The organism is Rugosimonospora africana (assembly GCF_016862975.1).
In the GTDB taxonomy this organism is placed as follows: domain Bacteria; phylum Actinomycetota; class Actinomycetes; order Mycobacteriales; family Micromonosporaceae; genus Rugosimonospora; species Rugosimonospora africana.
Genome location: NZ_BONZ01000055.1, coordinates 116,248 through 135,919, shown reverse-complemented (window position 1 = coordinate 135,919; position 19,672 = coordinate 116,248). Strand labels below are relative to the sequence as shown.

Here is a 19,672-nt window from a genome sequence, read left to right as displayed (position 1 = left end):
GGCCGGTCAGTCCGGCCGGGCCCGCGCTGTTCCCAGCAGGCAGGCCCGCGCTGGACTCCCACGACTCGGCGTTCCGCGGCTCAGCCCAGCTGGTCGAGCAGTTTGTCCAGCCGGATCGGCAGCTCCCGCACGCGCACGCCGGTCGCGTGGTACACCGCGTTCGCGACAGCGGCCGCCGCGCCGACGATGCCGAGTTCGCCGACGCCCTTGACACCCATCGGATTCAGGTGGGTGTCCTCCTCGTCCATCAGGTACGTCTCGATGGCGGGCACGTCCGCGCAGGCCGCGATGTGGTACGTGGCGAAGTCGCGGTTGACATAGGCGCCGTACTGGGTGTCGAGCACACCCTCTTCCAGCAGCGCCATGGACATCCCCATGGTCATCGCGCCGATCAGCTGCGAGCGCGCCATGCGCGGGTTCACGATCCGCCCCGCCGCGAACGCCCCGAGCATCCGGTCCACCCGCACCTCGCCGGTGTCCAGGTCCACCCGTACCTGGCAGAACTGCGCCCCGAACGAGTACCGCGCGTACGGCTGCAGCGTCTTGAGGTCGGCGGTGGTGTCCGCGCTCACCTCAAGCCCGGCCGCCGGTACCGACCCGCGGTGGTCCCGCTTGAGCTGTTCGCACAGTTCGCGGCACGCCTTCGTGACCGCCCAGCCCCAGGACGCGGTGCCCAGTGAGCCACCGGCACCCTGCGCCCGCCCGATCGACGAGTCACCGATGCTGATCCGTACCCGCTCCGGAGCGACGCCCAGTTCGTCCACCGCGATCTGCCACAACGCGGTACGCGCGCCGGTCCCGATGTCGACCGCGTTGACCAGCACGTGGAAGTGCCCGTCCGGATGCGCCCGGACGGTCGCCGTGCTGGGTTGGGCGCGTGCCTGCAGGCTGGAGGAGGCCATTCCGGTGCCGATCAGCCAGTCACCGTCGCGGTGTGCGCGTGGCCTCGGATCCCGCCGCTCCCAACCGAACCGGCGCGCCCCCTCGCGTAGGCAGGCCACCAGGTTGCGGCTGCTGTACCGCAGCCCGTTCTCCGGCTCCAGCTCCGCGTCGTTGCGGATGCGCAACTCCACCGGGTCCCAGCCGCCGGCCATGGCCAGCTCGTCCAGCGCCGACTCCAGCGCGAACGAGCCCGGTGTCTCGCCGGGCGCGCGCATCCAGGCCGGCGTCGGGACGTCGAGCCGGACCAGCCGATGCGTCGTGCGCCGGTGCGGTCCGGCGTACATCCACCGGGTGAGCACCGCGGTCTGCTCGGCGAACTCCTGAACCTCGGAGCTCTGGCTGATCGCGTCGTGGCCGATCGCCGTCAGTTGGCCGGAGGCGTCCGCGCCCAGCCGTACCCGCTGGATCGTCGGCGTGCGGTACCCGACGTTCGCGAACTGGTGCTGGCGGGTCAGCGCCACCTTCACCGGGTGGCCGACGTGCCGGGCGGCCATCGCGGCCAGCACGACGGCAGGGCGCGGATTCCCGCCCTTGACACCGAAGCCGCCCCCGATGTGCTCGGCGAGTACCCGCACCGACTGCGTCTCGATCCCGAACAGGCCGGCCAGGCCCTCCGCGACCGCGGTCGGGTACTGCGTCGAGTCGTACACGGTCAGCTCGTCGCCGTCCCACCAGGCGATGCTCGCGTGCGGCTCCATCGGGTTGTTGTGCTCCGCCGGCGTCTCGTACCGTTCGTCGACGCGTACCGCCGCGCCCGCCATGCCGGCGTCGAAGTCGCCCACGGCCGTGTCGGACTGGAAGCCGCCGTTGACCCGGACCGGCCGGTACAGTCCCGGATGCCGGTCGGTGAGCACCGCGTCGTGCGGCTGCGTGTCCGCTTCGAGGACCACCAGGTCGGCGCCGTGCCGGGCCGCTTCCAGAGTGTCCGCGACGACCAGGGCGACGAACTGCCCCCGGTACGCGATCGTCGGCTCCTGGAGCAGGTACAGTTCCTCGTTCTCGCGGGACTGCAACCGGTACGCGTTGGAGTGCCACAGCACTGCCAGCACACCGCGTGCGGCCAGCGCCTCGTCCGGGTTCACCAGCGTCAGCCGGCCCTTCGTGAACGGCGACGCGACCGGCCAGGCGTAGAGCGCCTCCGAGACCGGATACTCGTACGCGTAGCGCGCCGTGCCGGTCACCTTGTCCCGGCCCTCCAGCCGCACCGGGTCGGCACCCACGGCGGCCGCTGCGCTGCGAACGTCTTCGCGCGTCACGTCGAACCCGCCTTCACACTCGTTCCAGCGCCCGACTTTTACCCGATTCGGTGCGCTTAAACCGCAAACGCGATAGTTATACTGAGAAAGCCGAGATGCCCTCTGACTTCCCCGAATCCGACGGCAACCCGGCCGGGCAGTTCGGGAGGCGCCGTGCGCACCAGCGAGATCGATGACGGTCGGCAACGGGTACTGGTCGTCGTCTGCGACAAGGGCGAGGATCCGGTGACCACGGTGACCGCCGCCGTACAGGAGCGTGGGATCCAGGCCGCCACGGTCACCGCGGTCGGCGGGCTGAGCGCCGGCGAACTCGGGTACTTCGACCGGATGAGCCGGCAGTACCTGCCGATCCCGGTCACCGAGCAGGTCGAGGTGCTCTCCCTGGTCGGTGACGTGGCCGGACAGGACGGCAAGCCCCGGCTGCACCTGCACGCGGTGCTGGGCCGCCGGGACGGGTCGACCCTCGGCGGCCATCTGCTGCGCGGCGAGGTGTGGCCGACGCTGGAGGTGATGGTCACCGAGGTCGCGCCGGAGCTGGCCCGGCGGTACGACCCGGAGACCGGCCTGTCGCTCATCTCCCCCTGACGCGGACACGATCGGTCTGAGCATGCCGGGCAGAGCGGTGCCACGTGGTTGGGCGGTCCAGGCGCTGGGGCTGGTGGCCGGCTACGCCGATGCCGCCGCCTACCTGGGGCTCGGCCACGTCTTCGCCGCCAACATGACCGGCAACACCGTACTGCTCGGCATCGGTGTCATCGCCTGGGCGACCGGCCGGCGGCTGCTGCCAAGCACGCCGCTGCTGGCCATCCTCTCGCTGGCCGGGTTCGCGGTCGGCGCGCTGGTCGCCGCCGTGCTGCTGCGCCGGATCGCCTGGCGCATCGGGTACCGGCTGGGTTTGTTGCTGGAAGCCGGTTTGCTCATCGCAGTGGCCGCCGGCTGGACCATCACCGGCTGGAGCGCTGCCGGCCGAACCGCTGCCGGCCAGCGGCCCGGCCTGTACCCCGAACTGGGGCTGCTGATCGTGCTGTCCGCCGCGATGGGCGCGCAGAGCGCGCTGGCGCACCGGGTCGGAGTGCGCGGAGTGCCGACCACCGTGGTCACCACCTCGATGGTCACCGCGTTGGTCGGGGCGGCGTCCGGGAAACGGCGCGGCGCTCCCACGCTGGCGTGGGTGGTCTATCTGGTCGGGGGCGCCGCCGGGGCGGTCGGGACTGAGGCGTTCGGCGCCGCGGTGCTGTGGCCACTTCCGGCGGTACTCGCGGTGCTGGCCGCGAAGTCCAGCGAAACCGATCCGGTACCGGAAGCTACTCGCTCAGGTCACTGACCGCGGCCACCCGCCGGACGCCGCCGACCTCGGACAGCGCCCCGGCGAGTTCGGTGACCGGGTGCGGGCCCTGCACGGTCAGCCGCACCGACACGAGCCGTTCCCCGTCGGTTTCGGCGCTGGTTTCGAGAAGATGAGGCCGCCGCCGATGAACCCGATTCCGGAGACGATCCGCGCCGCGACCCGCGACGGATCCAGTGTCACGTGCTCGCCCAGTACGTCGGTGAACCCGTACTTGGACACCAACATGATCAGGGCGGAGCTGAACCCGACGAGCGTGTGGGTACGCAGGCCGGCGCTCTTCTGCCGCAGCTCCCGTTCCAGGCCGATGGCCGCCGACAGCACGAGTGCCAGAGCCAGCTCACCCAACTGGGTCCAGCCCTGACCGGTCGGTTCGCTGAGGAATGCCAGCGTCGTCACGGCTCCCGCTTTCACTCGAGCACGGTACAGTCACCGACCTTATCCACGATGACGCGACGGTGCCCGGGCGTGGGTGCGACCAGGTACCGGTTGCGGGCCGCCATGAGCAGCGGGATGTCGACCGCGCTGTCCGTGTACGCGTACTCCACCGGGGTACGGATCCCCACCGCCCGTAACCGGTGGACCTTCTCCGCGCCCCGGCACCCGCGTACCGGACGCATGCCCGACCGCCCCGGACACAGTTCCGCCGCCACGATCTCCACCCCGCCCAGCCCCAGTTCCTGACAGATCGCGATGGCCAGCGCCTCCGCGCTCGCGGTCGCGATGACCACCCGGTCCCCCGCCGACAGGTGCGCCCGCAGCCGCTCCAGCGTGACCGCGATCCGGTTGCCGGCCGCCTCGCCCGCGTGTCCTTCGGCGAACCGCTCCGCCAGCGTCGTGAAGTGCTCCGTGGACACGCCGGCCGTGGCCAGCCAGAGGAAGCCGGCCGCCGCGAGCCGCCGGGTCGGCGGCAGGAGCAGCAGTGGCCCGAGCAGCGGGGCGCAGAGCAGCGTGGCCGCGGTCCGGAAGCTGCCCCGGAAGACGAGCTGCCGGCCGAAGCGGGAGAACGAGTCGCCGCGCAGCAGCGTGCCGTCGAGGTCGAAGACGGCAACCGGCCGCCCGTCATCGGCCCCTTTGACGGCAAGTCGGGGAACTCCGGGAAGATCGGGCATCAGGCCCATTCTCCCCGGCCGACGTGCTCGCATCCGCGGGATCGCGCCGTCGGGTTCGCCCCGTCAGGCGCGCCCCCGTCAGGCTCGCTCCGGGGCCCAGCCCGCCCGGCGGGTCACCGCGTGCAGGCCGAGCAGGCCGATTCCGCCGATCACCGGTACCACCACCGGCATCATCCAGCCGACCAGCGTGGTCAGCGCGATCAGGCCGGCGATGCCCAGCGGTACCGCCGGTGTGCGCAACGCCGCGCGCCAGGCCCAGGCGGTCGCGCTGACCCAGCCCGTACCCCCCTGCTGCCCCACCCGTACCACGGCCAGCCCGGCGAGCCCGGCGGCGGCCACCAGCACCAGTACCGTTCCGGCAACCACCACCGGCCCACCCGGTACCGCGCCGCGCGCCGTCGCCGACACGTTGAGCATCAGCACCGCGGCTCCGGCCACCGCGACGGCCAGCGCACCCAGCCCGGGCACGATCCCCCGGACGAAGGTACGGGCCATCACGGCGACCGGAGGCAGCGTCCGATGCGTACACCAGTGATCGACCGCGGCCGACGCGGCCGCGACCGCACCACCGGCGGTGACCACCGGCAGCGCGGCCACCAGCAGCGCCACGCCGAGCACCGCCAGATCCGTCGCGCCGGCAACCGTTTCCCGCCAGTCCGGGCGGGTCACCTTGCGGGTCGCCATGCTCACCCCTTCAGGCCGGAGGTGTTGATGCCCTCGACGAGCATCCGCTGGAACGCGGCGAAGAAGAAGAACACCGGCAGCAACGAGACCACCGCCATCGCGAACATCGGGCCGAGTGACACCTGACCGGTGGCGTCCATGAACATCCGCAGGCCCACCGGGACCGTCTTCTTCGGCAGGTCGTTGAGGTAGATCAGCTGCGAGAAGAAGTCGTTCCAGGTCCAGATGAACGAGAAGATCGCCGTGGTGACCAGGGCCGGCCGTACCAGTGGGAACATCACGTGCCGGAACACCCCGTACGGGCTGCACCCGTCCAGGCGCGCCGCCTCGTCCAGGTCTCGCGGGATCCCCCGCATGAACTGGACGATGAGGAACACGAAGAACGCCTCCGTCGCGAGCAGCTTCGGCACGATCAGCGGCAGCGGCGTGTTGATCCAGTTGAGATGCCGGAACAGGATGTACTGCGGGATGACCAGCACGTGGTTCGGCATCAGCAGGGTACCGATCATGACGGCGAACCAGAGCTTGCGCAGCGGGAACCGGAGCCTCGCGAAGGCGTACGCGGTGACCAGGCACGAGGCCACGTTCGCCACCACCACACCGAGCGAGACGATCAGGCTGTTGAGGAAGAACCGGCCGAACGTGACGGTCGGCAGTCCGAACCAGCCGTCGTGGTAGTTGCCCCAGGTCCAGTGCTTGGGCAGCAGTCCGGTGTTGCTGGCGATCTCGGTCGGTGACTTGAGCGAGTTGCCCACCATCCACGCCAACGGGTACAGCACGAGGCAGAGCAACACGAGGACGATCAGAACCCGGACCACCCGACCCGCCGGCCCGCCACGCCGGGCCGTGCGCCGTACCGCGACCGGCCGGGGTGGTGTCATGAGTTGTGTGGCCATCGTCAGTCCTCACCGTCGGAGTAGTGCACCCACAGCCGGCCGGTACTGAACAGGACCGCGGTGAGCAGCCCGACCACGGCGAGGAACACCCAGGCCAGCGCCGAGGCGTACCCCATCTCGAAGTCGCTCCAGCCGCGCAGGTACAGGTACAGCGTGTAGACCATGGTGGAGTCGACCGGGCCACCGAGGCCGTTGCTGATCACATAGGCCGGTGTGAACGTCTGGAACGCGTGGATGACCTCCAGCACCAGGTTGAAGAACAGCACCGGAGAGAGCATCGGCAGGGTGATCCGCCAGAACGAGCGCCAGGCGCCGGCCCCGTCGACGGCCGCGGCCTCGTACAGCTCGTTCGGGATCTGCTTGAGCCCGGCCAGGAAGATGACCATCGGTGCGCCGAACTGCCACGCGCCCAACAGCACCAGGGTGCCCAGTGCCGTGTCCGGATCGTTGACCCACGCCTTGCCGTGGATGCCGAAGAGGCTCAGCGCGTGGTTGACCGCGCCGGTGCCACCGAACATCGCCTGCCACACGATGGCCAGCGCCACGCTGCCACCCAACAGCGAGGGCAGGTAGAACAGTGCCCGTATCCAGCCGATGCCGCGCCGTTCCCGGACCAGGAGCAGCGCCACACCGAGCGCGGCGGCGAGCTTCAGCGGTACGGCGACGACCGCGTACAGCACGGTGACCCGTACCGCGTGCCAGAACTGCGGATCGTTCGTGAACATCCGTTGGTAGTTGTGCAACCCGACCCACTGAGGCGTGGTGAACAGGTCGTAGTTGGTGAAACTCAGGTACAGCGAGTAGAGCGTCGGCGCGGCGGTCACGCCGAGCAGGCCGAGAAGCCACGGGGTGAGGAAGACGTAGCCGGCCGACCGCTCGCGCGTCCGCCACGAGGCGCGCCCCCGCCGGCGAGCGGCGGGGGCACGGTCGGGAGTCTGGTCGCCGGGCGTCCGCGGCGAAGCCGTGGTGAGCGCCACGGTGTGCTCCTGTTCGATAGGGACCGGATTTGGCGGGTGCCCGGCGTCAGGCCGCGATGGCGGCCTTCGCCTGGCTCAGGAAGGAACTGGCCGCTGCCGATGGGGTGGCCTTCTTGTACTGGACGCTCTCGGCCGCGGTAACCAGCAGCGTCTTGACCTGGCTGTGCCCCTTCGGCGGTACCGGCGGAGTCGGCCCGAACTTGGAGGCCAGGCCGGTCTCGAAGGTGACCGAGGTCTGGTCGGTGGTCATGAGCGTCGGTGCGACCTGAGCGCGCACGTCGAGATTGGGAGCCAGGCCGCGCTCGGCGCCGAGGATCTTCCCGGCGTCCGGGTCGTTGACCAGGAAGTCGATCACGGCGGCCACGGTCGCCTTGTGCTTCGTGCCGCTGTAGCCCGACCAGTACATCGAGGCCCGTGCCCACTCGCCCTTCGGGTCACCCGGGTAGGTGACCAGACCGAGCTGGTGGTCGGTGCCCTTCTGCAGGGCGGAGAGCTGGTTGGACCACAGGAACGAGGTGGCGCCCTTCTTCGTCTCGACCAGTTGCTTGGCCACGTCGCCGCTGTTCGCGGTGTGGATGAGGTCGGCCGGCGGGGTGGCTTTCTTCGCGGCGGCGTCCATCCACATGCTGAACCAGCCGGTCAGGTCGTCCGCGGCGAACCCGAACGTGCCGTCCGGCGTATACAGGTCCTTGCCCTGCTGGCGCAGCCAGACCTCCAGGGCCTTGTAGTCGCCGCTGGGATCCATCGTGCCGTAGAGCTTGCCGCCGCTCTTGCTGAAGACCTGCGCACCCCAGTCGATCAGCTGTGCCCAGGTCATGCCGACCGTCGGCTCGGACAGGCCGAGCTGGGTCACCGCGGTCTTGTCGTAGAACATCGCCGGCGTGTTCTCCGCCGCGGCGATGCCGCCGACCCTGCCCCTGACCTCGCCCGAGTTCCGCAGGCTCGTGGGGAACTTGTCGACCTTGATCTGGTCGCCCAGGTACGGCTTGAGGTCCAGGCAGATGCCCTTGGTGGTGTACTCGGTCAGTCCGTTGTCGTCGATCTGGAAGATGTCCGGCGCTGTGCCGCCGGCCGCCATCGTGGCGAGCTTGTCGTAGTAGCCGGCGTTGCCCTGCCACTGCTGCTTGAAGGTGACGTTCGGGTGCTTCTGCGTGTAGAGCTTGAGCACCTTGTCGGTGATGTCGGCGCGGGCCTGCGCACCCCACCAGAACACGCTCAGCTCGACCGGTCCGGTCTCCTCAGCGGCGGGTTTGGTCGACCCGCTCGAACCGCCGTTGGAACAGCCGACGAGAGCCGCCGGTACGCCGACACCGAGTACGGCCAGCACATTGCGTCGGGTCGGTCCGCTGCGGCGCCGGGAGACCGACGGCGGATCGGCCGACGCGGAAGGCGAGGATGGCATGACGATCACTCCTTGAGATTTGAGGTTGCCGCCCCGCTTGCGAGGAGCGGCGTCGATGGTGGCGCGACGCGGCCGTGGAGCGGGGCCGGTCGAGTCACGGACGACCAGAGTGGTCTGGAGGGTCACCTTGGCGTTGGTGCGGCGGTCGACACCGTGCTGGAGAAGCATGTCGACCGCGGCGCGACCGGCCGCGGCGGTCGGCGTGGCCACCGTCGTCAGCCGGGGCCGAACCAACCGGCTCAGCGGGATGTCGTCGATGCCGACGACGCTGATGTCCTGTGGTACGCGCATGCCCAGGCGCAACAGTCCGTCGATGAGCCCGATCGCCATCAGGTCGTTGTATGCGAGCACCGCGCTCGCGCCCGAGCGCTGCACGTGGCAGGCCGCGGCGGCGCCGGCTTGCTCGGTCGGTGGATTGGGTCCGTGGACGGTCAGTGCGAGGCCACAGCTGCGCGCGGTGGCCGTCGCGGCCCGGCGGATCTCCCGGTTGGTCCAGGAGCCGCGCGGCCCGGACAGCAGGATGATGCGTTCGTGGCCGAGCCCAGCCAGGTGGGTGATCGCCGTACGGGCGCCCTGCCCGACGTCCATCACCACCGCCGGCAGGCCGGCCACCACCCGGTTGATCACAACCAGCGGCACGTCGCGGCCCAGTTGGTCGATCAGCCCGTTGCCCATGCGGGGGCTGCACAGCAGCACCCCGTCGACCTGGCGGGCGATCGCCTGAACCAGCTCCTCCTCGACCACCGGATCTTCATCGGTGTCGGCCACGAAAAGGTGGTAGTCGCGCTGGCGCGCATAGCTTTCCGACGCTTTGATCAATGGCGGGAAAAACGGATTGGCGATGTCGGCCACGATCAGGCCGAGGTTGTGGGTGCGGCCCGTGATGAGGGCGCGCGCGGCACGATTGGGTCGGTAACCCATCGCCTCCGCGACGGCCAGAACTCGGCTGCGTGTCTCGGGATTGACCATCCGCGGCGCGGTGAACGTGCGGGAAACCGTCGACGCGTGAACTCCCGAGGCTTTGGCCACGTCTCGGATCGTCGTCGGCACGCCGGCCTCCTGGAAAGCGCTTGCAGAAACGGGACGAGTGCTAACTGCGTGCGTGATGGCTCATTAATGCAAAGGTTTGCGACGCATGTCAATGCCTCGGTGTTGCAGATTTGTTGCAGCCGCCGATCCCATTGACGCACGGCATCACGTTGGGCGAGAGTCTTTGTGCAAGCGCTTTCCCGGGCGCTTTCCCCGGTCTGGAGGCAGGATCCCCGATGCCAGCGATCCACACCAGAAGTGCCACGAGAGGCGCTAGCGGACACCCCACAGAACAGCCCACGGAACAGCCCGCGCAACGCGCTCCGGAAAGCACGACGGAAGGCACGACGGAACACCGCGCGGAGCGTTCCACGGGGCACTCCACGGAACACCGCACGAGATACGCCATTGTCGGCACCGGTTCGCGCGCCGAGATGTTCGTCAAGGCCCTTGCCGTCAACCACGCCGCGACCGCCGAACTCGTCGCGCTCTGCGACGTCAATCCCGTTCGTCTTAACGCCCACAACCGCTTGCTGGCCAGTCTGGGCGCCGCGCCGGCGGCGACCTACCCGGTCGAGAGCTTCGGCGCCATGCTCGACAAGGAATCCGTTGACGTCGTACTGGTGACGTCGGTCGACCGTACCCACGACGACTACATCGTCGGGGCGCTCGAAGCCGGTCGCGACGTGATCAGCGAGAAGCCGATGACCATTGACGCACGCCGTTGCCGGCGGATCCTCAACGCCGTCGCCCGTACCGGCCGCCACGTCACCGTGACGTTCAACTACCGGTACAACCCTGTGCATGAGGCCGTGCGCCGGCTGCTGGCCGCAGGCGAGATCGGCGAGATCGGGTCCGTGCACTTCGAGTGGCAGCTCGACCTGCGCCATGGGGCCGACTACTTCCGGCGCTGGCACCGGGAGAAGGCAAACTCCGGCGGACTCATGGTGCACAAGTCCAGCCACCACTTCGATCTCGTCAACTGGTGGCTGGGTGCCCGGCCGGTCGAGGTGTTCGGCATGGGCAGGCTGTTCTTCTACGGCGAGCAGGGGGCGAGGCACGGGTACGACCGCGGTTACTCGCGCGCCCACGGCGACCCGGCCGCCGTCGATGATCCGTTCGCGCTGCACCTGGCCGGCCGTCCCCGGTTGCGTGAGCTGTACCTCGATGCCGAGAGCGAAGACGGCTACCTGCGCGACCGCAACGTGTTCGCGCCGGGGGTGACGATCGAGGATGACATGGCGGTACTGGTGCGCTACGACACCGGCGCCACGATGACGTACCACCTCAGCGCGTACTCCCCCTGGGAGGGGTACCGGGTGATGTTCAACGGCAGCCGGGGCCGCCTGGAACTGGAGGTGGTGGAGAGCGACCACGTCGACCTGGCCGCCGCCGGAGAGGTGAAGGGCGACAGGGCGGCGACGCGTGACCGCGCGTTGCTGTCGGATCCTTCGGGCTCAGCCTCGGTGTCTTCGGGCTCGGCCGCGCTGCATGGTGTCGAGGCGGCGAGCGAGCGCGGCTGGGTCAAGTTGTCCGTGCGCCCATTCTGGGCGCCGCCGTACGACGTCGACGTGCCCGGATACACACGGGAAGGGCACGGCGGCGCGGACGCGCGGATGACGGACACCATCTTCGGCGGCTCCACCGAGCCCGATCCGTTGGGCCGCGGAGCGACCGCCCGCGACGGCGCTCTTTCTCTGTTGACCGGCTTGGCGGCCAACGAGTCGTTCGACACCGGCCGGCCGGTGCGGGTGGCTGACGTGCTGGACATACCGTGACCGGCACGCCACGACCCGCGCCCGCCCCGTCCCCGCGGCCAGTTGCGTCCGCGCCGTCAGTTCCGCCCACGCCGTCAGTTCCGCCCACGCCTTCAGTTTCGTCCGCGCGGCTCGTCCCGTCCACGCCGCTTGTCCCGTCCACACAGCCGCCCGCCGTCGCGCTCGTGGGGGCTGCCGGACACGGCGCCACGCACCTGAACCACCTGGTCGCACTGGCCGCCGCCGGCCGGATCCGCCTGGCCGGTGTCTGTGACGTCCGACCCGTGCCGCTGCCCGACGGAGTACCCGCGTTCACCGACCATCGCCAGTTGCTCGCCGACGTCGCCCCGCAGGTGCTCGTCATCTGCACTCCCCCGCACACCCACCTGCCGATCGCGCTGGATGCCGTGGCAGCGGGTTGCGACCTGTTGCTGGAGAAGCCGCCGGTGCTCTCGCTCGCCGAGCACTCCGAACTCGCCCGTGCCCTGGCCGACTCCGGTCGCGTCTGCCAGGTGGGGTTCCAGGCGCTCGGTTCGCCCGCGCTGGCGCGGCTGGTCGACGCGATCGCGGCCGGCCGGCTCGGTACCGTCACCTCCGTTGCCGGTGTCGGCGCGTGGTGGCGGCCCGACGCGTACTTCACCCGGGCGTCATGGACAGCCCGGCGCGTGCTCGACGGCAGGCGCGTGCTCGACGGCGCGATCGCCAATCCGTTCGCCCACGCGCTCATGGACTGCCTGGTACTCGCGTCCGCCGCCGGGGCCGGGTGGCCCGAGGCGTTCGCCGTCGAGCGGTACCGCGTGCTGGACCAGGAGGTCGAGGACACCGCCTGCCTCCGGCTCCGGCTCGCCCGCGGGTTCGACGTGACGCTCGCGGTCAGCCTCCGGTCCGACACGTTCATCCCGGGAGACATCACCGTCACCGGTACAGGTGGCGAAGCTTTCCTGGAGTATCCGACCGACCGGCTGCGGATGCCCGGCCAGTCCATGCCGGTACCCGTGCCCGGGCGGATCGATCTGCTGGAGAACCTGCTCGACTACCGGGCCGCGCGTAACGACGCCGCCTGCGGTGACGCCGCCCGTGGTGACGCCGCCTGTGGTGACGCTCGCGCGGCCGGCTCTGTTGGCGGTGGTGTCCGGCTGCTCGTGCCGCTCGCCGCGACCGCCGCCTTCACCGCCGTCGTCGACGCGCTCGCCGGCGGTCCGCCACCCGATCCGATCGCGCCCGCCCACTGCGCGCTCCACAACGGTGAGAACGCCATCGCCGGGATCGCCACCACCGTGCGGCGCGCCGGTGACGAGCGCGCGATGTTCACCGAACTCCGCGTGCCATGGGCGACCAACGCATGGCGATCGACAGTGTCCACTATGGAGGGAACCGATGCGAAGGTTGAGCCTTGATGACCTGTCCCGCGGCGAGGACGGCCCCGTGCTGTCCGGTGCGGTACCGGGGTACGTGCTTGAGCGGGGAGGCGTCAGCCGCTACCTCGCCGGGCAGCGCACCCACCCGGAGGGCCGTCATGTCCACGACGTCCCCGAGGTCTTCACCATCCTGCAAGGCAGTGGGGTCATCGAGATAGACGGCGCGTCCAGCCCGTTTCAGGCCGGCGACGTGTTCGTGGTGGACCCCGGAGAAGACCATCACCTGATCAGTACGGGGACACTGCCGCTCATGTCGATGTGGCTGCACCTGCAGCCGGAGCGGGATTCCTGATCCCCCCACGCCGTTCGGCATTTTTCTGCAAGGCCCTTGGCATTGAGGAGAGGTTCATGCGCCTACGAGTCATTGTTCCGGCCGCGCTCGCGGCCCTGTCCCTCACCCTGACATCGGCGGGGACCGCCAGCGCGGCGAGTGTCAACCATTCCGGCGGCGACCACCTGTCCCGGTCGGCTCAACTGCTCGGTCGGCAAGCTCTGCCGGCCAACGACGGATGGGCTTCCGACGGCACCGGCACCACCGGCGGTTCCGCCGCCGACGCCGACCACGTGTTCGTCGTACACAACCGCGCCGAGTTGGTGACCGCGCTCGGTGGCGACAACGCGACGAACGCCGCCAACGCGACACCGAAGATCATCTACATCACCGGCAAGGTCGACGGCAACACCGACGACGCGAACCACCCGTTGTCCTGCGCCGACTATGCCGATCCGGCGTACACGCTCGACGCCTACCTGGCCGCGTACGATCCGGCCGTGTGGGGCCGCACCACCAAGCCGAACGGTCCACTGGAGGATGCGCGGGCCCGATCGGCCAAGAACCAGGGTGCTCGGATCAACCTCAACGTCGGCTCCAACACCACCCTCATCGGGCTGTCCGGCGCCCGTCTCGTCGGCGCGAACCTGATGATCCAGAAAGTCGACAACGTCATCGTCCGCAACCTCACCCTGCAGGACGCACACGACTGCTTCCCGGTGTGGGACCCGACGGACGGCTCCGCCGGCAACTGGAACTCCGCCTACGACACCCTGTCCGTCATCGGCGCCACCCACGTCTGGGTCGACCACTGCGACTTCAGCGACGGCAACAACCCCGATTCCCAGCAGCCGCAGTATCTCGGCCGGCCGTACCAGGTGCACGACGGCCTGCTCGACATCACCAAGGCCGCCGACCTGGTCACAGTCTCCGGCAACTACCTGCACGACCACGACAAGTCGATGCTCATCGGATCCACCGACAGCCCGACCTACGACGTGGGCAAGCTGCGGGTCACCCTGCACGACAACCGGTTCGCCAATCTGGGACAGCGGGGCCCGCGGGTACGGTTCGGTCAGGTGGACATCTACAACAACCTGTACGACATCCCGCAGGCCACCGGACCGTTCGCCGCCGACGGGTACTCCTACTCGTGGGGTGTCGGGCACCTGTCCGCGATCTACGCCGAGAACAACGCCATCGTGTTGGGCTCCACTGTGGACCCGGCGGACATCGTCTACAACTGGGGCGGCACCGCGATGACCGAGAAGGGCACCTGGATCGGGCAGAACGGCAGATTCGCGCCGGCCAGTGTGCTGGCCGACTTCAACGCGGTGAACACCGCCACCATCGGCACCGATGCCGGCTGGACCCCGACACTGCGCACGCTCGTACTACCGACCGTGGTGGTGCCCGTAGTGGTGCGGCTGACCGCCGGTACCCGCCTTCCGGTTGGCTGAGCCATCCGCCTGGCGTTCAGAGCGTCCGGGTCGTTCGTCAGAACGGCCCGGACGCTCTGCCTCTGGTGCGAGGCCGGCCCGAAACGACTACTCCGGCGGAGGGGCGGCACTGGCTCGGCGGACGATCTCCCCAGCCACATGCTGTACCCGTGGGGCGCGCGGTTCGCGCGCCGGATCCGGAGTGTCGAGCGCGAGGCTCATCGCCCGCACCCCCATCTCCACGAGCGGTAGCCGGATCGTCGTCAGCGCCGGCGTCACGTCCCGTGCGATCGGTACGTCGTCGAACCCCACCACCGACATCTGATCCGGTACCGCCACGCCACGCTCACGCAAGGCGGCCAGCGCCCCGACCGCCATCGTGTCGTTGAGCGCGATGATGGCCGTCAGCCCCGGTTCCCTGTCCAGCAGGTCCACAGCCGCGCTCGCGCCGCCGTCCCGGCTGAAGTCGTCGTACCGGATCCGTTTCGCCGGCAACTGGCGCCCGAACTCGCGAGCGGCCCGCTTGAGGCCAGCCAACCGGTCCGTGGTCGTGGTGAGCACCCGGGGGCCCGCGATGACCCCGACCCGCTGGTGCCCCAGCTCGAACAGTTCCTTTCCGAGGAGGTACGCGCCGCTTTCGTTCCCCGGTACCACGGCATCGCCCACGATCTCGTGCCGGCCGATGACCGCGACGCGACCGCCGGCCTGTTGGTACGCACGCAGTTCCGCGTTGAACTCCCGGGTGAACTTGCTGTCGTGGTACCCCGAACCAGCCGGAACGATCGCCGCGACCTGCTGGGCCCGGAGCAACTCGACATACTCCAGTTCCCGCACCGGATCCCGGTAGCTGTTGCAGATGACGAGCAGCCGGCCGTGATCGGCCGCAACCCGTTGCAGCCCTCGGGTGAGTTCGGCGAAGTACGGGTCGGACACGTCGTGCACGATCACGCCGACCGCGGTGCGCTGCGGGCGGGCGAGCAGTTGGGCGTGCGCGTTGGGTACGTAGCGCAGCTCCTCCACCGCCTTCATCACCCGAGTACGCAGCGCCTCCGTCACATGTTTGGCGTTGCCGTTGATGACGCGGGAGGCGGTGGACGGGGAGACCCGCGCCCGGCGCGCGACGTCAGCGAGCCGTACGACGCCGGAAGGCTCATCAGCCATGCTCGCCCACCCTGATCCGTCGGGATTCTATGGTCCGCAGAGTACCGGGACTCTTCTTGTATCGGCGGTCTCCTGCCCCGCGACATGGTCGACGACGGTCAGGAATCCGCTTTCCTAAGGTACCGTGGCGACGGCACGGACGGGGACCCGTCGAAGCGCTTCAATCGCGACTCGGTACCGCGCCCACCCGCACCGTTTCGTTACGAACACGGGGCTCGCCCTCGTAGCGTGAATCTTGCGAAGATGAGTGGGTGCGAGGCCGACCATGGTCGAGTCGGGTGCGAGCGGCGACCGGTGCCGCCGTGGTGCTTCTGGCCGGGTGCACGTCCCCCGCGCACTCCGGTCAGGGTGTCACTGCGTCGAATCCGGTGGCCGTCGCGGCCTCGACTCCGGCGGGAGCAAGCGCGGAGCCCTCCTTGGCACCGGACGTTGGGCTGGTGTCCTGTGCATCGTCGATCGCGGGGCTGCCGGATCCGCCCGACGACTACCGGGTGGTCGCGCGAAACGTTGCGGTGCCGATCGCGTCGGTCTTACAGGTGATCGACCAGGGCGGGGCCGATCCCGCGGCACGGCTGTTCGCCAAGTGGGGCCTTCTCGTGCGGGCCGGCGCAGCGGTCGACCTTCGGGTGGGACCGGGCTGGGAGGACCGGGCTCGCCTTAGCTGGGGTGGCGCGGCCGTGTCCGCGACGGCGGTTCAGGTACCGGCCTGTCCGGCACCGTCCAGCTCCGCCTGGTTGGTCTTTGCCGGTGGCACCTTGGTCGCGCAGCCCGCGTGCCTGCCGTTGATCGTCCGGTCGCAGGGGCAGGAGACCCAGGTGCGTCTTGGTGTCGGCGTGCCGTGCGGTTCTCCCGGCAGTTCGTAGGACGGGCCACCCCCGGGAGTTCGGGCGGCGCCCCTCGGGGCGCCCCGGCGAACCCACGCATCGTCGGCAGTCTTCGCTCTGCCAGGTCTCTCAGATGAGCGACATCCGCTCATCGGCATCCGGTCGGACAGCCGACGCCGGAGCTCCGGCCACAGAACCGCACTTCGGGGCCTATACACACTTGGTATACCTCGTGGTGTAGAGTCGCCGGCATGCCACACGGGAAGACCTCGTCCGGGCTCGTCGAGCCTTGTCCGCGGCGCGACCACCGCGTCGCCGACCGCCGACGCGTGACAGTCGCATGACCGGCCCACGGCGCTGGACAGCCGACCTCGCCCTCGGCGCCCGCCTCACCCTGACCGGCGGTCGAGAGGGCTGGACGAGAGCCCTGCTGGCCGCCCTCGGTGTCGGGCTCGGAGTGGCCCTGCTGCTCGTGGCCGCCGCCCTGCCACACGTGATTCAGAGCCGGCACGATCGGGACTCGGGCCGCGACTACGCCGTCTCGGGCGAGGCGCCCCTTCCCCGCGCGGCCAACACTGAGCTGGTCAGCCCGTTCGACACCAGGTTCCGGGACCTGTCGATCACCGGCCTGATACTCCAGCCCGAAGGCCCGCATGCCCCCGTCCCGCCGGGCCTGACCGCACTTCCCGCCCCCGGCCAACTGGTCGCCTCACCGGCCCTGGCCCGGCTGCTCGCCTCACCCCGTGGCGCACTGCTGCGACCCCGGCTCGACTATCCGATCGTCGGCACCATCGGCGACGCGGGCCTGTCCGGACCCAACGAGTACAGGTTCTATCTTGGCAGCGACCGACTCGGCGCCGACCAGATCCAGTCCGGCACTCTCGACCGCATCGACCACTTCGGAGACAAGTGGACGAGCGACAAGCTCGACCCCGTACTCATGATGCTCGTCGCCATCATCCTCGTGGTGCTGCTGCTGCCCGTCGCGGTGTTCATCGCGGCGGCGGTACGGTTCGGCGGAGAGCGCCGCGACCGGCGCCTGGCCGCGCTGCGGCTGGTCGGCGCGGACCGGCAGACGGCCGTTCGGGTCGCCGCGGGCGAGGCGCTGCTCGGCTCGCTGTTCGGAGTCGCCATCGGCGTGCTGTTGCTGTTCGCCACACGCCAGTTCGTCATACCGCGATTCACGCTGTGGGGCGTCAGTGTGTTCGCTCCGGACGTACGGCCCGGCCTGGCGCTGGGGGCACTCATTCTGCTGGCGGTACCGGTGTCGGCCGTCGCGGTCAGCATCTTCGCGCTGCGGCACGTGGTCATCGAGCCTCTCGGTGTGGTACGCCGCTCGGGCAGCGCGCGGCGACGGGTCTGGTGGCGGCTGGCGCTACCGGTGATCGGGCTGGCGCTGCTGTTGCCGATGCTGAATTCGGTGCACCACACCGGAGCGAGGCCCAACGAGTACCAACTCGTCGTGGGTACGGCACTGCTGCTCATCGGGGTCGCCGCACTGCTGCCGTGGCTGATCGAAGCGGCGCTACGCCATGCCGGCGCCGCCACGGTCTCCTGGCAGCTGGCCGTGCGCCGGCTGCAACTCAACAGCGGTACGTCCACCCGCGCGGCCGGCGGCGTCGCGGTAGCCGTGGCCGGCGGGATCGCGTTGCAGATGATGTTCGGCGGCGTCCAGGGCGACTACACCAAATCGACCGGGCAGGACCCGACGCGCGCCCAGGTGATTGTCGTACTGACTCAGGGCGTAGATCCGGCGACGGCGAGCCAGGCCGCGACGAAGTTCGGTTCGACGCGGGGCGTCGATCGGGTGTACTCCCTCCTGGAAGCCAGCATCGGCTGGGCCGGATCCTCGACGCGGTCCGGCGGGACCCAAGACAACGGCACCCAAGACAACAACACCCAGAACAGCGGCACCCAGAACAGCGGCCAGACGACCGACGACGCCAACGAACCGGCCGGCACACTCATCCTCGGGAACTGCCAGTCGCTGACCGCTCTCGCCGGCATCGACCGGTGCACCGACGGCGACGTGTTCATCGCGCACCAGCAGGACGTCCGGATGGGCGAAGGGCCACTGCCCGCACCGGGACAACGGGTGACGCTGGTGTCCCCGTCGAGCGGCGCGGGTCCACAGTGGACGGTACCGCGCGCGGCTCGGTCCGTCACACCGACCCAGGACCCGAATGGCGTGTCGTTCAGCGGGGTCATGGCCACTCCGGCGGCGATCGCGGCCGCGCAACTCCGCGATCCAACCATCGAGATCTACCTGAGCACCGACGGCAAGCCCGACACGCTGGAGTACATTCGCAACACGGCCGCGGCGGTGAGCCCGCTCGCGACGGTCGACTCGCTGCGGGCAATGGAGCAGGACGACCGGCTCGCCGAGGTACGCCGTGGACTGCTGATCGGCGTCGTGGCGGCGCTGTTGCTGATCGGGGCGAGCCTCCTGGTGGGCATCCTGGAGCAGTTGCGCGAGCAGCGCCGCACGCTGGCGGTACTGGTCGCGTTCGGCACCCGGCGCAGCACGCTGAGCTGGTCGGTGCTGTGGCAGACGGCGGTACCCGTGTTCCTGGGCCTGATACTGGCCGGCATCACCGGTACCGGACTGGGCTCGGCACTGCTCGCGGTGGTCGGTGAACCGATGCGGTTCAACTGGCCGGCCGTGGCCGCGATGTCGGGCGCGGCAGCGGTCGTGGTGCTCGCGGTCACCGCGATCAGCCTGCCCCTGCTGTGGCGGCTGCTGCGCCCGGAGGGCCTGCGTACCGAATAGCGCGAGGCCGCAGCCGCAAACCGGCAGAGACAGCGGAGCCGGCAGACATCCGAGGTTCCGGCCCGATCCGATCACCGAAGCGTCACTTCAGGGAGCCTGCCGCCCGCTGCCGGACGGCACTCAAACCGACGGAATTTACCTGGTCCGGCGCCAGAATCCGCACTCGGGTCAACAGATCCGGACAGGAGAGGACCGAAGCGCTTCGACATCACCGCCGGACGGCATACCTCGGAGGAAATCGGCGGCCGGATGTCTTGACACCGCGACCGCGCACGACCTAGTTTCAACTTCGTCGATTCGTTCAGTCGTTGAACTATGTAGCGAACTTCCGTCCCACGCGCCTGTCGCTCCCCGCGCCTGTCACTCCCCGCGCCTGCTCGCCGAGGGGA

Annotated in this window: 15 protein-coding genes and 2 pseudogenes; 8 read left to right on the top strand and 9 right to left on the bottom strand. The window is 69.7% G+C overall.

Annotated elements, in window-relative coordinates:
- Positions 1-80 precede the first annotated feature (80 nt).
- Positions 81-2,198: a xanthine dehydrogenase family protein molybdopterin-binding subunit gene (locus Raf01_RS28310; RefSeq protein WP_203921070.1), complete on the bottom strand. Its 2,118-nt coding sequence runs from the start codon at positions 2,196-2,198 to the stop codon at positions 81-83.
- A gap of 153 nt (positions 2,199-2,351) precedes the next feature.
- On the opposite strand from Raf01_RS28310, the gene Raf01_RS28305 reads away from it, so the two are divergent.
- Positions 2,352-2,783 (top strand): PPC domain-containing DNA-binding protein, encoded by a 432-nt coding sequence (locus Raf01_RS28305; protein ID WP_203921069.1) that lies wholly within the window; start codon positions 2,352-2,354, stop codon positions 2,781-2,783.
- 22 nt (positions 2,784-2,805) lie between these two features.
- Entirely contained in the window at positions 2,806-3,522 is a 717-nt protein-coding gene (locus Raf01_RS28300; protein ID WP_203921068.1) for a YoaK family protein, read from the top strand.
- Positions 3,523-3,600: 78 nt separating this feature from the next.
- Here Raf01_RS28300 and Raf01_RS28295 read toward each other — a convergent pair whose 3' ends face one another.
- The 7 genes and pseudogenes from Raf01_RS28295 to Raf01_RS28265 form a co-directional block, all read right to left on the bottom strand.
- Complete coding sequence (locus tag Raf01_RS28295; protein ID WP_239133982.1) at positions 3,601-3,957, bottom strand: MgtC/SapB family protein; 357 nt, start codon at positions 3,955-3,957, stop codon at positions 3,601-3,603.
- Entirely contained in the window at positions 3,954-4,655 is a 702-nt protein-coding gene (locus Raf01_RS28290; protein ID WP_203921067.1) for a haloacid dehalogenase-like hydrolase, read from the bottom strand. Before Raf01_RS28290 ends, Raf01_RS28295 begins: the two co-directional genes overlap by 4 nt.
- Positions 4,656-4,733: 78 nt before the next feature.
- Positions 4,734-5,339 carry a hypothetical protein gene (locus Raf01_RS28285; RefSeq protein WP_203921066.1) on the bottom strand — a complete coding sequence of 202 codons (606 nt, stop codon included), beginning with the start codon at positions 5,337-5,339 and terminating at the stop codon, positions 4,734-4,736.
- A 2-nt stretch (positions 5,340-5,341) separates the two neighbouring features.
- Positions 5,342-6,235 carry a carbohydrate ABC transporter permease gene (locus tag Raf01_RS28280; protein WP_373319589.1) on the bottom strand — a complete coding sequence of 298 codons (894 nt, stop codon included), beginning with the start codon at positions 6,233-6,235 and terminating at the stop codon, positions 5,342-5,344.
- 2 nt (positions 6,236-6,237) lie between these two features.
- Positions 6,238-7,212 (bottom strand): carbohydrate ABC transporter permease, encoded by a 975-nt coding sequence (locus Raf01_RS28275; protein ID WP_203921065.1) that lies wholly within the window; start codon positions 7,210-7,212, stop codon positions 6,238-6,240.
- A gap of 46 nt (positions 7,213-7,258) precedes the next feature.
- A pseudogene (locus tag Raf01_RS28270) lies at positions 7,259-8,374 on the bottom strand (ABC transporter substrate-binding protein); the annotation flags it as partial.
- 309 nt (positions 8,375-8,683) lie between these two features.
- Positions 8,684-9,664, bottom strand: a pseudogene (locus Raf01_RS28265) (LacI family DNA-binding transcriptional regulator); the annotation flags it as partial.
- A 413-nt stretch (positions 9,665-10,077) separates the two neighbouring features.
- Between Raf01_RS28265 and Raf01_RS28260 the strand changes: the two are divergent.
- From Raf01_RS28260 to Raf01_RS28245, 4 genes are all read left to right on the top strand, one after another.
- The gene (locus Raf01_RS28260; RefSeq protein ID WP_239133981.1) at positions 10,078-11,421 is read left to right on the top strand and encodes a Gfo/Idh/MocA family protein; all 1,344 of its coding nucleotides are present in this window, start codon (positions 10,078-10,080) and stop codon (positions 11,419-11,421) included.
- 164 nt (positions 11,422-11,585) lie between these two features.
- Positions 11,586-12,797: a Gfo/Idh/MocA family protein gene (locus Raf01_RS28255; protein ID WP_203921063.1), complete on the top strand. Its 1,212-nt coding sequence runs from the start codon at positions 11,586-11,588 to the stop codon at positions 12,795-12,797.
- Positions 12,778-13,110 (top strand): cupin domain-containing protein, encoded by a 333-nt coding sequence (locus tag Raf01_RS28250; RefSeq protein ID WP_203921062.1) that lies wholly within the window; start codon positions 12,778-12,780, stop codon positions 13,108-13,110. The genes Raf01_RS28255 and Raf01_RS28250 overlap by 20 nt, the downstream gene beginning before the upstream one ends.
- Before the next feature lie 56 nt (positions 13,111-13,166).
- Positions 13,167-14,549, top strand: coding sequence for a pectate lyase family protein (locus Raf01_RS28245; RefSeq protein ID WP_203921061.1), 1,383 nt, complete (start codon positions 13,167-13,169; stop codon positions 14,547-14,549).
- Between the two features lie 87 nt (positions 14,550-14,636).
- Here the strand turns inward: Raf01_RS28245 and Raf01_RS28240 are convergent, their stop codons facing one another.
- Positions 14,637-15,689 (bottom strand): LacI family DNA-binding transcriptional regulator, encoded by a 1,053-nt coding sequence (locus Raf01_RS28240; RefSeq protein WP_203921060.1) that lies wholly within the window; start codon positions 15,687-15,689, stop codon positions 14,637-14,639.
- Positions 15,690-16,105: 416 nt separating this feature from the next.
- Here Raf01_RS28240 and Raf01_RS28235 point away from each other — a divergent pair, with 416 nt between their 5' ends.
- Positions 16,106-16,552, top strand: a complete 447-nt coding sequence (locus Raf01_RS28235; RefSeq protein WP_203921059.1) for a hypothetical protein — start codon at positions 16,106-16,108, stop codon at positions 16,550-16,552.
- 301 nt (positions 16,553-16,853) lie between these two features.
- Complete coding sequence (locus Raf01_RS28230; protein WP_203921058.1) at positions 16,854-19,283, top strand: ABC transporter permease; 2,430 nt, start codon at positions 16,854-16,856, stop codon at positions 19,281-19,283.
- The last annotated feature ends 389 nt before the right edge of the window (positions 19,284-19,672 follow it).

Bases quoted from the DNA above. Each gene is read 5' to 3' on its own strand.
- Raf01_RS28300 (WP_203921068.1), top strand. From the start codon at position 2,806: ATGCCGGGCAGAGCGGTGCCACGTGGTTGGGCGGTCCAGGCGCTGGGG.
- Raf01_RS28290 (WP_203921067.1), bottom strand. From the start codon at position 4,655: ATGCCCGATCTTCCCGGAGTTCCCCGACTTGCCGTCAAAGGGGCCGAT.
- Raf01_RS28285 (WP_203921066.1), bottom strand. From the start codon at position 5,339: ATGGCGACCCGCAAGGTGACCCGCCCGGACTGGCGGGAAACGGTTGCC.
- Raf01_RS28280 (WP_373319589.1), bottom strand. From the start codon at position 6,235: ATGGCCACACAACTCATGACACCACCCCGGCCGGTCGCGGTACGGCGC.
- Raf01_RS28260 (WP_239133981.1), top strand. From the start codon at position 10,078: ATGTTCGTCAAGGCCCTTGCCGTCAACCACGCCGCGACCGCCGAACTC.
- Raf01_RS28250 (WP_203921062.1), top strand. From the start codon at position 12,778: ATGCGAAGGTTGAGCCTTGATGACCTGTCCCGCGGCGAGGACGGCCCC.
- Raf01_RS28245 (WP_203921061.1), top strand. From the start codon at position 13,167: ATGCGCCTACGAGTCATTGTTCCGGCCGCGCTCGCGGCCCTGTCCCTC.
- Raf01_RS28240 (WP_203921060.1), bottom strand. From the start codon at position 15,689: ATGGCTGATGAGCCTTCCGGCGTCGTACGGCTCGCTGACGTCGCGCGC.
- Raf01_RS28230 (WP_203921058.1), top strand. From the start codon at position 16,854: ATGACCGGCCCACGGCGCTGGACAGCCGACCTCGCCCTCGGCGCCCGC.